The 13041-nt window shown below is 55.0% G+C and carries 11 protein-coding genes, 1 tRNA gene and 1 pseudogene; 5 read left to right on the top strand and 8 right to left on the bottom strand.

What is annotated here, in order from left to right; all coding sequences use genetic code 11:
* Positions 1-45 precede the first annotated feature (45 nt).
* Together ACR0DX_RS14130 and ACR0DX_RS14125 are read right to left on the bottom strand one after the other, a co-directional pair.
* Complete coding sequence (locus tag ACR0DX_RS14130; protein ID WP_170355684.1) at positions 46-1080, bottom strand: glycosyltransferase family 4 protein; 1035 nt, start codon at positions 1078-1080, stop codon at positions 46-48.
* A 22-nt stretch (positions 1081-1102) separates the two neighbouring features.
* Positions 1103-2275: an MFS transporter gene (locus ACR0DX_RS14125; protein ID WP_170724650.1), complete on the bottom strand. Its 1173-nt coding sequence runs from the start codon at positions 2273-2275 to the stop codon at positions 1103-1105.
* A gap of 141 nt (positions 2276-2416) precedes the next feature.
* Between ACR0DX_RS14125 and ACR0DX_RS14120 the strand changes: the two genes are divergently transcribed.
* Entirely contained in the window at positions 2417-3559 is a 1143-nt protein-coding gene (locus tag ACR0DX_RS14120) for a DUF3095 domain-containing protein (RefSeq protein WP_170355686.1), read from the top strand.
* Between the two features lie 3 nt (positions 3560-3562).
* Here the strand turns inward: ACR0DX_RS14120 and ACR0DX_RS14115 are convergent, their stop codons facing one another.
* The gene (locus ACR0DX_RS14115; RefSeq protein WP_170355687.1) at positions 3563-4333 is read right to left on the bottom strand and encodes an HpcH/HpaI aldolase family protein; all 771 of its coding nucleotides are present in this window, start codon (positions 4331-4333) and stop codon (positions 3563-3565) included.
* Between the two features lie 177 nt (positions 4334-4510).
* Between ACR0DX_RS14115 and hpaR the strand changes: the two genes are divergently transcribed.
* Together hpaR and ACR0DX_RS14105 are read left to right on the top strand one after the other, a co-directional pair.
* The gene (hpaR, locus tag ACR0DX_RS14110) at positions 4511-4945 is read left to right on the top strand and encodes a homoprotocatechuate degradation operon regulator HpaR (protein WP_170355688.1); all 435 of its coding nucleotides are present in this window, start codon (positions 4511-4513) and stop codon (positions 4943-4945) included.
* 411 nt (positions 4946-5356) lie between these two features.
* Positions 5357-6055 carry a fumarylacetoacetate hydrolase family protein gene (locus ACR0DX_RS14105; RefSeq protein WP_170355689.1) on the top strand — a complete coding sequence of 233 codons (699 nt, stop codon included), beginning with the start codon at positions 5357-5359 and terminating at the stop codon, positions 6053-6055.
* A gap of 3 nt (positions 6056-6058) precedes the next feature.
* On the opposite strand, the gene ACR0DX_RS14100 is transcribed toward ACR0DX_RS14105, so the two are convergent.
* Positions 6059-7270, bottom strand: a complete 1212-nt coding sequence (locus tag ACR0DX_RS14100; protein WP_170355690.1) for a DNA glycosylase AlkZ-like family protein — start codon at positions 7268-7270, stop codon at positions 6059-6061.
* A 4-nt stretch (positions 7271-7274) separates the two neighbouring features.
* The gene (locus ACR0DX_RS14095) at positions 7275-8300 is read right to left on the bottom strand and encodes a LacI family DNA-binding transcriptional regulator (RefSeq protein WP_170755452.1); all 1026 of its coding nucleotides are present in this window, start codon (positions 8298-8300) and stop codon (positions 7275-7277) included.
* Between the two features lie 114 nt (positions 8301-8414).
* On the opposite strand from ACR0DX_RS14095, the gene ACR0DX_RS14090 reads away from it, so the two are divergent.
* Positions 8415-8491: transfer RNA gene (locus tag ACR0DX_RS14090), tRNA-Arg, on the top strand.
* A 68-nt stretch (positions 8492-8559) separates the two neighbouring features.
* Here the strand turns inward: ACR0DX_RS14090 and ACR0DX_RS14085 are convergent.
* The gene (locus ACR0DX_RS14085) at positions 8560-9252 is read right to left on the bottom strand and encodes an IS6 family transposase (RefSeq protein ID WP_170355692.1); all 693 of its coding nucleotides are present in this window, start codon (positions 9250-9252) and stop codon (positions 8560-8562) included.
* A gap of 226 nt (positions 9253-9478) precedes the next feature.
* On the opposite strand from ACR0DX_RS14085, the pseudogene ACR0DX_RS14080 reads away from it, so the two are divergent.
* Positions 9479-10225: pseudogene (locus ACR0DX_RS14080) on the top strand (IS5 family transposase); the annotation flags it as partial.
* Between the two features lie 40 nt (positions 10226-10265).
* On the opposite strand, the gene ACR0DX_RS14075 reads toward ACR0DX_RS14080, so the two are convergent.
* Positions 10266-11435 carry a DUF460 domain-containing protein gene (locus tag ACR0DX_RS14075; RefSeq protein ID WP_170355693.1) on the bottom strand — a complete coding sequence of 390 codons (1170 nt, stop codon included), beginning with the start codon at positions 11433-11435 and terminating at the stop codon, positions 10266-10268.
* Positions 11436-11927: 492 nt separating this feature from the next.
* On the bottom strand, positions 11928-13040 hold the full coding sequence (locus ACR0DX_RS14070) for a hypothetical protein (protein WP_480846482.1): 1113 nt from the start codon (positions 13038-13040) through the stop codon (positions 11928-11930).
* Position 13041: the final 1 nt, after the last annotated feature.

Here is a 13041-nt window from a genome sequence, read left to right as displayed (position 1 = left end):
GGTCAGATTCCGCCCGATGACACCGATTTGACGCGGCGCATCGCCTCAGGTGTCGGTCAAAAGCCGTTCGTAGAGGGCGACAAGGGTCTTTGCTTCGCCGTTGATGTCGAAATTCTGCTCGACATGGGTACGGGCGGCGCGGCCGGATTGCGCTAGGGAATCGCGGTTTTCCAGCATCCGGGCTGCGGCATCGGCCAAAGCCGGGATATTGCCTGGCTCCACCACATGGCCCAATGACGGGTCAGTAACGATCTCAGAGAACGCACCGACATCGGTGGCCACGACGGGTACGCCGCAGGCCATCGCCTCCAACGGGGTCAGGCCGAAGCCTTCCCACCGCTGGGGCGCGATGAAAAGGTCCAGAACCTGATACCATTCGGCGATCTGGTCGACTGTAACCTCGGGCATGAAGAGGATGCGGTCGGACAGGCCCGCCACCGCGACCTTGTCTTTCAATTCGGACAGAAAGGTGGTGTGTTGTTCCGTAGCGCGGCCCATGACAATGCCATGCACATCGTCAAAGCGGCCACACAGATCGATCATTGCATCTACAAAGGCGTCAGTACCCTTCTGGTGGCGGATACGGCCATAGCAGCCCAGCAGCAACCCATCAGGCAGGCCCAACCGGGCACGAACGGCTGCTTTATCCTCGGGCGGGGTAAAATCCTGCAGGTTGATGCCATGCATGATCACCTGTGCATCCCGATCCAGATACCCTGCGGTTTTGCGCGAGGTGGCGACCACGGCGTCCATCTTGTCGATCAGCCATTTGGTATAGCCCGTATGCGCCCGCTGCGACGCGCTGGTGAACAGCAGTTTCAGTCGCAGCCGCAGGATGTTGCGCAGGAACAGACCCAACAGCATCTCGGTATTACGGCGGGCGTGCCAGACGCGCAGGGTTTTGCGCGACAGAAAGGGCAGGCGGCCAAGCGGGATATGCGGGATGTCATCCGGTAGGCCCGGACCGGTGGCTGCAATGTCGATCCATTGCACCTGCAACGGCACCAGCCGCGCAATCGTTGCCGTCACGCCCGAAAGCCTGCGTTTGAGATTGGGGGCAATGACGCGCGGGTCAGACATGGGCTCTCCTGACGGGTTAGCGTCAGTCGACGCTGTCCCGGCTGAATAGATAGATCACGCAGCCAATGGCAAGCGAGATGGCAAAAAAGCCAAATATCGCTGTGTAGGGTGCAGAGGGGCTGATGTCTACCGTGGCCGCGTGGACGCGGCCGGTGACGAATTGGGCAAGGCCGACGCCTCCGATCCCGAACAGGTTCAACAGGGTCACGCCTCGGCCCACTAGGTGTGGAGGAACAAAGGCGCGGCCATGGGCCATGATGACAGGAAAGCTGGCCCCGGTGAACCCGATGACCGAGATTAGAACTACCGACAACCAGACCGCATTGTCGATCCACAGGCACAACAGGGTCAGGGCGACCACGCCCAGCGCGTTACCGCCAAAGATCACCCATTTCCGCGTTCCCAATATCCGGTCAAGCGGGCCATAGGCGAAGGTGCCCGCAATCATCGACGCGCCCATGATCAGAGTGGCGGTTCCGATCTGTGTTGTGCTGAGTGCGAAGATATCGCTTAGATAAGGTCCGGCCCAAAGGCCGCGGGTTGCAGCCGATGGCGCATAGGCCACCAACATCAGCGGCAGGATGGCCCAGAGTGCGGGTTGCTTCAGCAGATCCAGAACCGATCCTTTGTGGTCGGTTTCAACGCGTTTGGGATCATGAACTGTGAACAGGATGCCGATGGCGATCACGCCCGAAAACAGGGCCAAAGTGACCATTGTGGCGCGCCAACCCATCAGCTCAACGGCCAGCGCAGTGGGGTAGGAGGCGACCAAATTTCCGACCGACCCAACACCCAGCATCAGGGCGGCCAGCGTGGCGAAACGGGCCGGGGGGTATTCGCGGGCGAAGATAAAGTAAGACGCCATCAGGATCGGCGAGCATCCCACTCCGATCAGCCCCATGGCCAGGGCGACATGAAAAGGCGTGCTGGCCACGGCAAAGATCAGTGCGCCGCCTGCGCCACCGACCAGCAACAAAACAGTCGAGGTCAGCCGCGGCCCGACCCGATCCAGCGCCCAGCCCACCGGCAGTTGCATGGCGGCAAAGACCAAAAACCAAAGACCCGATGCAAAGGCGAGGTCCTCTGGCGTGGCGCCGATATCCCGGCCTAGATCGACGCTGAGTACGGCTAAAAACGCGCGAAAAAACTGGCTGAGCACATAGCCCAGGCACAACACGACCAAACCTGCTTTCATGAAATGACACTCTCCCCCGCGGCTAACCGGCTATGCTTGGCACGGCAGGACTCCGCACACAAGCATGTGTGTAATGACGATTTCGCGGGACAGGTGCCACAATCGGTCTATGTTCAGGGATAATTTCGACAAGAGGTTATTATGAAGGACGCTCAGGTCGCGTTTTACGACAGCCTGCCCTTGCTGCGGGACTTTACCCGTTTGGCCGACCCTCAGCGGTTTTCGGCCATTCCCAGTGACTGGGTTGTTGGTGTTGCGGACATTGTCGACTCGACCGGGCAGATCGCGCAGGGACGCTACAAAACGGTCAATACCGTCGGGGCAGCGGTTATTTCAGCGATGATCAACGCCATGAGCGGGCGCGAGTTTCCGTATGTGTTCGGTGGTGACGGCGCAGGCTTTGCCGTGCCCGCCAGTGCAGCTGAAGCGGCCCGCGAGGTTCTGGCCGCCATGAGGCGCTGGGCGCAGGAAGAGTTTTCCATTCCGCTGCGCGCAGCATTGGTGACGGTGGCCGAAATCCGCAAGGCGGGCAAAGACCTGCGCGTCGCCCGTTTCGCACCATCGGACGGGGTCGACTATGCAATGTTCTCGGGCGGGGGGCTTGCTTGGGCGGAAACGCAGATGAAGGCCGGTCACTTTATGGTGCCCGAGGCCGACCCCGGTGCGCGCCCTGATCTAACCGGTCTGTCCTGTCGGTGGTCCAACGTTAGGGCGCAGCATGGGCAGATCGTTTCGCTGGTCGTGGAACCCACGCCGCACGCCACCGAGGCGGATTTTGCCGACCTCGCCCAATCGGTTCTGTCTGCAGCCGAAGGGTTGGAGCGCGCGGGTCACCCGGTACCGGAAAACGGCCCACCGATCGGATGGCCACCACCTGGTCTGAGCATTGATGCCCATGTCTCGCGCGCTGGCGGCAGCCTTGTTGGTCAAACGCTCAAACTGTTGGTACAGAATTTGCTTATCGCATTGCTGTTTCGGTCCGGCAAACGGCTGGGTAACTTTGAGCCGGATCACTATAAACGCATGGTCAGCCGGAATGCGGATTATCGAAAGTTCGACGACGGGCTTAAAATGACGCTGGATTGCGATCCTGCGACGTTGGCGCAAATTCAGATGATGCTGGAACAAGCGCGCGGGCGCGGCAAGGTGCGTTACGGCTTGCACGCACAGGACGAGGCGATGATGACCTGTTTTGTGCCTTCAGCTACCCGCGATGACCACGTGCATTTCGTTGATGGCGCGTCAGGTGGCTATGCGCAGGCCGCTGCGGCGATGCAGAGCTGATCGTTACCGGGTCTTCCACTTCGTCGCCAATGCGCGCGCCGCCTGCGTCAGGATCATGACGTCGATTCCAACAGCCAGAAATTGTGCGCCCATCTCAAGGTAGCTTTGTGTCGCCTCTTCATGAGTGCCCAGAATTCCGGGAGCCTTGCCGGCTTTTTTGATTCGGCTGATTGCGTCGGCAATCGTTTCGCGAACCTCCGGCGCCGCGCTGTTGCCCTGGTATCCCATATCCGTCGACAAGTCCGCTGGACCGATAAAAACGCCATCGACGCCATCGACTTTCAAAATATCATCAAGCGCGGCGATGCCGGCACGGTTTTCGACCTGAACCAATAGGCAGACTTGCGCATCTGCTGTCTGGATGTAATCGGAGAAAGATCCATACCCGGTCGCCCGCGCGGCGCCGGCACCGACGCCGCGGACCCCTTCTGGTGGATAGCGACACGCGCGCACCAACTCGCGCGCTTGATCGGCGCTGTTGACCATGGGAACCAAAATTGTTTGGGCACCGGCGTCCAATACCATTTTGATCAGCGCGGTGTCTCCGACGGGCACCCGAACAACCGGATGTGTGGCACTGGCCGACAAGGCCATTAGCTGGTCACGAACCGAGCGGATATCGTTGGGCGCATGCTCTCCGTCGATTACCAGCCAGTCGAAGCCAGCGGTTCCCATGATTTCGGCGGTGACGCTTTCGGCGAAGCTGGTCCAACAACCGATCAAGCGATCCCCATTGGCCAGAGCTTCTTTGAATGTGTTTACAGGGGCTGGCATCACGGAGCCTCCAAGGCGGTGGTGGAAACGCCTGACAGTGATGGCCATTCGGGGGAAAAGGTCAATCAGATTTGGCATTGGGTTCGAAGGTGCTGCGGGCAAATCTGGGCAACAAGGCTCTGAATAAAGGGTTTTCCGCGCTGTTGCAGTCTTATTGGATTTCGGTCAAGATTCCGTATGACCAAAGACCTGCCATCGACATCCCGCTCGTTGCCGATTGCGTTGCTTCGGGCCCGCGAACGGGTCATGGGCCCTATTCGGAAGATGTTGGCAGACGCCGGCGTAACCGAGCAGCAATGGCGCGTGTTGCGTGTTCTGAACGAGGAAGGTCCACAAGAACCCACGGTGATTGCTGACCGGGCGTGTCTGTTGTTGCCCAGCCTGACACGGATTTTGCAAAAGCTCGAGGTTAAGGGACTGATCCGGCGCAGTGCCCATCCAATCGACAAGCGCCGACAGATTGTCGAGATCATGCCAACGGGTGAGCAGATCATCCGCGACAATATCGACGTCACAGTCCGGCTGGCGGATGAGATAAAGTCGCAATTGGGCCCCAAAAGGCATGAGACGCTGCTGGACCTTCTGAACGATCTTTATGATCTCAAAACCTGAGAGGTAACTCTGCGCCCCGCCAGAGGCGGTGATTGGTGTCCCCTGGCGGGAGAGTCGGACTTAGACTTGTGTTTTGTGTCCGACCGACGCTTCAGAGGACCAGCCAACCTGAAATGAGGCGACATTGCGAAAGTTGCGACCCTTGGGGGGGCGGGCCACGACCGCGGTTCTCTGAAACAGGTGCACCCGGTCTTTTGTGCAATCTGCCCTATCTTGGGGCTTTGGGCGGGCAAGAATGGTCTGGGTGCAATTCAACGTCTGTTTGTTGTCTGCAACCTTTGATTTAGTGCTTCGATCTGTCATTCCAAGATGTAGGGCTACAAAGTAACCCGGGTCAGGACGTCGCTTTGGCTTGTTCAGACCGGGTGTATCCTTAGGATGCGCCCAGTGCGTTGCAAGAAGGGGCCAAAGATGTCTGATACGTTGTTTTCCTTGCCAGACCCGATCGAGGTACCGATCCACGGGGAGTCGTCCTTTTACCCCGTCGGTCGCATTTTCTGTGTCGGACGCAATTATGCAGCCCATGCCGCGGAAATGGGCCACGAGGTTGACCGCGAAGCGCCGTTCTATTTCACCAAATCGGCAGCCAACGCCGTTCTGTCCGGTGCGACCGTGCCGTTTCCGTCCGGAACCGAGAATTTTCATCATGAGATGGAATTGGCAGTCGCGCTCGGAAATCCCGTTTTCAAGGCCAAACCTGCCGAGGCCGCAGATGCAGTCTACGCCTATGGCTGTGCTCTGGACATGACCCGTCGGGATTTGCAGATCCGCGAGCGTAACAAGCAACGCCCTTGGGATCTGGGCAAAGACCTTGAAAATGGCACCGTTCTTGCCCCGCTGACGCGCGCCTCGGACTGGATGCCCGAGGATGACAAACGCATTTTTCTCAGCGTGAACGGCGACGTTCGGCAAGATGCGACCTTGCACGAACTGATCTGGAAGATTGATGAGATCATCAGTCACCTTTCCGGATATTACCATCTGCGACCCGGAGACATAATCCTGACCGGTACACCGGCCGGAGTGGGGGCGCTTGCACCCGGAGACGTTCTTGAGGGTGGAATAGATGGGCTGCAGCCAATCTCTCTAACGCTGTCAGATCCTGAATAGCCTCTATTTAGGCTCTTTCAGCCAGTGCTTAGAAAACTCCACGCGATCCAGCCCTGCAAACCTGCGGACCCGGTCCAACTCCGAGGTCAAACGACTTGTCCGTGCCGCGGACCATTTGACCGAGCGTTCTGGCCACAACGCACTGACTTGCAGAACGCCCCGATCGCGATGAGCCTTCATGTCGACCCGGCCAATAAGCCGGTCGCCTTCAAGCAGCGGGAAGACGTAGTACCCATAGGTACGCTTCGCTTCGGGGACGAAGACTTCGATACGATAGTGAAATCCGAACAATCGCTCGGCCCGGTTTCGATCACGCAGCATGGGGTCAAAGGGGCTGAGCACGCGAATGCGACCCGGCGGGGCAGCCTGGGGCTTGGTGTCGGCCAAGACCGGTTTTGAAACCAATTTGCGGGTCTGCCCATCCGCACATGTGATTTCGACTTCCTCAATTTCCCCCCGTCTTAGAGCCTGCTTTACCCATTCTCGCGCCTCTGTTGCGCTGACTGTGTCCCAGAATGCTGCCAGCTCACCGGACGTGGCGAACCCCAACCTGTCCAGGGCTGCGTTACAAAGCCAATTCACTGTTTCCGGCGCATCAATATCTGCACCGCCGGGGCAAAGATGCGTGTCGATCACCCGTTCCGTCAGGTCGTATCGTTTTTGGAACCCGCGCCGTCCGACAACTGTCAACGCGCCAGATCGCCAGAGAAATTCAAGCGCGGTTTTTGAAGGGTGCCAGTCCCACCACCCACCCGAGCCCTTCTTTTCGTCCTTCCCGACATCGGACGACGATACAGGGCCATGATCACGAATATGGTTCAGAACGGTCTGGAACTGCTGTTCGAAGCCATCGCGTCGCCAATTCTTCCACCGGGATTTCAGCAGTTCAGCATCGCGTTGAAAGCGCAGATGCCAGTGTCGGTAGAATTCCATCGGAATAACGGCGGCATCATGGGTCCAGTGTTCGAACAGCGCGCGGTCGCGTTCATAAAGGCGCTTTAGGTTTTGCGCGCGATAGCTGGGCCTGCGCGAGAACAGGATCATGTCATGGGCTCGCGCGACCGTATTGATGCTGTCCAGTTGAACAAAACCCAGCCGATGGATCAGATCCAGCAGCTCCGCCCCTTTGGCACCCCCTGAAGGCTGTTCTGCCAATGCATGACGGTCCATGAACAGCAATCGGGCTGTGCGATTGTCCAGCTTTTGAATAGCCACGGCGTCAGCGCCGTTTCAGCGTGTCACCATAGCTGATTTTCGGCGTCAGGGTAACGCGAGACTCTAATTCAGCCTCGGGATCGGCCAGTTGGGCGGCTATGATCTCGGCGGCTTTGCGTCCGATCTCAAGGCGACAGGCATCCATCGTGGCCAGCTTGCGCGGCAGGCCCTGCAACAGTTCAACGTTGTTGAACCCGGCAAGACCAATCTGTCCGGGCACGTCAATACCTTGCTCCAACAGGTACAGCAGCCCTCCGGCACCAATCATATCATTGGAATAATACAGAAAATCCAGATCCGGAGAGCGTTCCAGCATGGCCTGCGTCATCTCACGCCCCTTGGCCAGGGCTGACCCGCCGGAATAGAACTCGCGGTCTTCAATTTCGACCCCGTGTTTGCCCAGCACTTCGGTGAAGCCTTCGAACCGTTTGCGGGCGCGGTGATCCAGCGGCATTTTGGTGCCCATAAACCCGATATGCTCGTACCCCGCCTTCAGGATTGCCTGCGCCATCTCGCGTCCGGCGCGGCGGTGCGAAATGCCAACCATTGCATCCACGGGTTTGCCATCAGTATCCATGATCTCGACCACTGGAATCCCCGAGGAGTCCAGCATGGCGCGCGCGGCCTCGGTATGCTCCAGCCCCGCGATGATCACACCTGATGGCCGCCACGAGAGCATCTCGTACAGTACCTTTTCCTCTTTCTCGGGAAGGTAGTCGGTAACGCCGACCACGGGCTGCAATTCGGTATCTTCCAATACTTGGTTGATGCCGGTCAGCACCTCGGGGAAAACCATGTTCGAAAGTGAAGGGATGATCACCGCGACCAGATTCACCCGGCTTGAGGCCAGCGCGCCAGCGATCTTGTTGGGCACATATCCCAGTTCTTTTGCGGCAGCCAAAACGCGGGTGCGGGTGGCGTCCGACACGTCACCCCGGTTGCGCAGGACGCGGCTGACCGTCATCTCGGACACCCCCGAGGCCTCAGAGACATCCCGAAGAGTGAGCGGGCGTTTGGTTTCTGTTGTCACGATGGCACCTGCGTCGTTGTTTTAAGGGATGGTAGCGTGAACAGGACGCATTTTACAACTGCCCATCAAAGGTCATGACAACCTGAAAAATCCGGGGTACAGAGAGCCTTGCGCGGCCCCGTGGCTCAACTGGATAGAGCAGCCCCCTCCTAAGGGGCAGGTTGCAGGTTCGAATCCTGCCGGGGTCGCCAGACTTACTAGTGCTCTGAGTATTGCCAAGTTGTTGACCCGAGCATGTGAGGTATTGGCGAAGACAGGATCAAGCGGTCATTTCCACAGCGTAATCGTCCCAGAGGCTGAATGCGTCGGGACGAGCGTGGCGGTATGAGTTTGCGGTGAGTTGATATTGGTGGGGGCGGAAGACCAGGTTGATTTGGTCATTCGCAAACAGAAATCTCTGAGCCTTTAGGTGAGACTTGAAACGGCCCATTATCTTTTCTCGTTTGCGGGTTGGTCGGTGCGAGACTTCGATCGCGTTATTCAGATCTTTGTGGGCACGATGGTCGGTGTTCGGTGCCAGTATTTTGAACGGCTTGATATAGCTGCGCAATTTGTCGGTGATGACGACCCTGGGTTCGCCAAACTTGGCAACCAGCCCGTTGAAAAAGCGCTTTGCAGCTTTAGCATTTCGGCGCGTTTGCACGAGAATGTCGAGAACGTTTCCATTGGCGTCAATCGCACGCCACAGCCAGTGTTTCTTGCCACGGATCAGGATCACAACTTCGTCCATGTGCCACTTGTCGTTCGGCCGTGGGCGATCCCGCCTGATGCAATCTGCAAAGTGACGACCAAAGCGATTGACCCAAAGACGAACTGTTTCCCGGCTAACGATCACGCCACGCGCAGCTAACAGATCCTCAACGTCAGCAGTACTCAACGCAAAGCGATGGTAAGACCAGACCGCGTAAGCAATGATCTCACGAGGAATGCAAAAACCCTTCAGGCGTGGCATGATCGGTCTTGAAGAGAACCTTGTTCGTTAGCAGCTTATAGGCGGTTTTATCGCCTCCCCGTGTAGTGTTTATAAGGTTATGAATGCAGCCGACACGTTGATCGGTTCGTAGCACGCGTCGGATCCAGTTGTAATACCAAACCAACTAACTGGGTGCTGACTAGGGTCAGGACCCGTTGATTTCCGTCTTACAGCGTGATTCACGGTTCAAAAACGATCGGTGAACATGTCTTATCTTTTCTGGCTTACGGACGCGCAGATGGCGCGTTTGAAGCCCTTCTTCCCAAAGCCCCACGGCAAGCCACGCGTAGATGACCGGCGAGTATTGAGCGGGATTATCGTCATCAATCGCAATGGGTTACGGTGACGCGCCTGCTGCCTATGGCCCGCACAAGACGCTGTACAATCGTTGGAAACGGTGGAGCGATAGGGGTGTTTTTGCACAGATGATGGTCGGTCTGGCCGCTGAGCACGGCGAAGAGAAGACTGTGATGTTCGACGCAACTTATTTGAAGGCCCACCGTACCGCGACCAGCATGCGCGTCAAAAAGGGGGGCGTGGACGCCTGATCGGTCGAACCAAGGGCGCTATGAACACCAAACTGCATGCCATTTGCGACAGCCAAGGGCGTCCGCTGAACCTGTTTGTCACAGCCGGACAAGTCAGCGACTATATCGGCGCAAGGGCGTTACTGAGTAGCCTGCCGGATGTCGATTGGCTGCTTGTTGACCGCGGCTATGACGCGGACTGGTTCAGAGAAGCATTAAAAAACAAGGGCATACGCCCCTGCATCCCGGGTCGAAAGCAACGTAAGACGACCGTAAAATACTACAAGCGGCGATACAAACGCCGCAATCGGATCGAGATCATGTTCGGCAGGCTGAAAGATTGGCTGCGTGTTGCAACAAGATACGACCGATGCCCGAAGGTCTTCCTCTCAACAATCGCTCTCGCGGCGCTCGTAATTTACTGGCAAGGAGTCCTGACCCTAGGGCGGTTGTGGCGTTTTCTGTTCACTTGTCACTTGGGAAACGTTGTTTCAACGCTGATCTCAAATACTTCCAAGGATACCTATAAGCGTGATCTCTTTCTGCTTGAAGCTGATTGTTCTTCCTAAATATTTTAAGTTTTTCACTCTTCAGCTCGTTGACTTTAGACCCTAGGTGTTCGATTTTTTTCTTAAGGCTTCGCGCCTCTTTCTGTAGTTGTACATTTTCATGCTGAACTCTCTCAATTTCGAGCCTTGACTGCCTTAGGTGTTCGATTTTTTTCTTAAGGCTTCGCGCCTCTTTCTGCAGTTGTACATTTTCATGCTGAACTCTCTCATTTTCGAGCCCTGACTGCCTTAGGTGTTCAATGTCTTCGGCCAGAGTTTCAAAAACTGCGTCCCATTGCGCAGTTGTAAATCTGGTATGTTCCAAATCCCCCGCTCGCTTTATTGTTTGCAAAGAAATTTGATTTTTGGGGGACAGGTATTGGTTAATGAAAGCCGCGGCGTCGATATTTTTTTGAACTACCTTTTCCGAGATTGTCTTGGGAATTTCAGGGGGCTCTGATGCTATTTCTGAAAATCCAACCACGAGAGCATCAGACAATCTCCTGCCGTATTCTTTGCCAAGCACCTTGTTTGCAGACTTTATGAGATTTCTTTCTTCATAGGTAAGTGAACGGTTCATAATTGCGGGAATCTGTTTTTCCCAATGATCCACTAGAGCTTGCGGTATTCCAAAGTACTCAAGTAGACATTTAGATATATCCCTTTTGGCCACTGAGTAGTTGAACAGCTTAACTGTAATTCCCAGATCAGAGCATACAGCTACAATATCGGAAGCATGGATCAGGTGCTGTTTACCGTCTACAAAACCTTCGATCTCTCCAAAATAGCCATTTCGTTTGATCTCTTGCCCATAATAGGATTGCAGCATCTCAAGCGGTTCTCGTACAGAAATGACTACTGAAAGATCGTACTCAGGCGAAATCTGGTTGTGTACAACTGGTAACTGATCGGCAATCTCCCAGAAGACGATTTCGCTAGAGAAAATGTAGGTTGAATAGCCTGGATTCTCTCGGACTGCTTTGAGTAATTGTGGTGCGACTGGTTCCTTTGCGCGGATGTTCCCAGATGTCCCTTTGCCTTTCAATGCGTCTTCGATGTTACGGCGGACCGGATAAAAAACACCCATCTCAGCTAGGTGTGGATTCGCAACTGTCAGCAAGTTCTGTGTCGCTGTTGTTCCAGTTTTCTCGTAGCCTAAATGTAGAAATATTTTGGTCAAACCCGACGACAACTTGTTGGTCCTTTAGTCCTTTGGTCCTCCAAGCCTATGAGATGATCGGTGGATCTTCTCTTGTCCCGGCCTGAAGCGCACTATGAATAACAATGAATCCTATTCAGAGTTATCTTTCCCTTTGTAGCGTGTTAAACAACTCATGGCATTCTGCAACCTGTATGAAATAATCACTGGGCACAATACGCGGAAACCTGTTCTGAGTTACGCTGGAAAGTTGTTCAAGCAAAGCTAGGGCTTTTGTCCGCAGGTTGAGCAGTGATCAGATTATCTTAGCAGCACTAAGTTGTGACCGTTAGGCCTAACTAGTCGCCATTCACAACGACAAGGTTTACTCGATAGATCTAAGTGTTCTAATTTGGAGGCACAATTTGACTGAAAAGCCCATTACTTTCTCTTGAATTTTTTAGCTAAAGCTTTCGCGGACCTTTTCAACGCAACTTCCCAAAGTCGATTTAGCTTAAAATTGTCGACTGATCGGCTTTGAAGATCTTCGATTTTTGACTCCAGCTCGACGAGACTCAGATTATGCCTTTTACCGCCGGGTTTGTGAAGCCGTTTCTCAAACGGAGGCAAATGCTCACTCGCCGAGTACAGAGGGCCCAACGTTCCACGAACTGCTTGAACTTTATAATATTTTCCAATTGGAAACGCACCCAATGGATTCCCAAAAACATCAAGCACGCCACTCTCTTGAAAAATAGCGTCTTCGAAATCATCATCGCAGACAAGCTTCCCCCTACCAAGAAAAACTATCTCGAATAAGCCTCTTTCTTTCATTACCGAATAGGCCCGAGCCCCGAAACCCGTGTGTTTTCCAAGTTCCCAAGTCACTTCGTGAGCTATTTGACAGTGAAGGCCAGAATAAACCACCGACACATCTTCGGCTTTACTCTTAGTGAAAAGCTGAAGAAGTATCCCCCACGTACAACCCGGAATAAAGGCAGGAAGAAAATCTGGAAGCGCATCGATCCTGCAGACTACAAAGTCACCTCCAAAATCCACTTCACAGTACGAGTACGGCCCCCAGACCTTCCAAGTGTCGACGGCCATCTCGATTGGTGTGCAGAACAGGCTTTCGCCCGAGTTAACTGGGTCAGAAAGAAAAGCCGCACTGTTCCATCCCGAGGGGCCGTTAATAATTCCAAAGACACGTGTGAGTTTGTGGCTCTCCATTAACTCGATTGCACCATGTATTCCGACCGACCTGCAAAACTTAAAGTGCTGTGGAAGAAAACAAACATATTCGAATGCGTTTGAAAAATTGCTTATTCTCTCAGTAATGTTTCTGGGGTTCGTCCCATCTATTGAAGCTAATAACGCAACATTTTCGCGTTGGAGGTTGGAAACTTGGTCAAAAGTTAGGCTGGGTCCAGTAATCACCAATAATGAAGTTCGAACTTCGTCCAAGACTTCGAAAGACGCAATGGACTCGACGACGCTCGCCATCGTTTCACAACGCATAACCAGCAAAGTGGAAGTGTTGGTCTTAGGGCCCATC

Source organism: Ruegeria sp. D3, assembly GCF_056534465.1.
The sequence above is the reverse complement of the archived record's forward strand: the minus strand, read 5'-3'. Positions and strand labels throughout refer to the sequence as shown.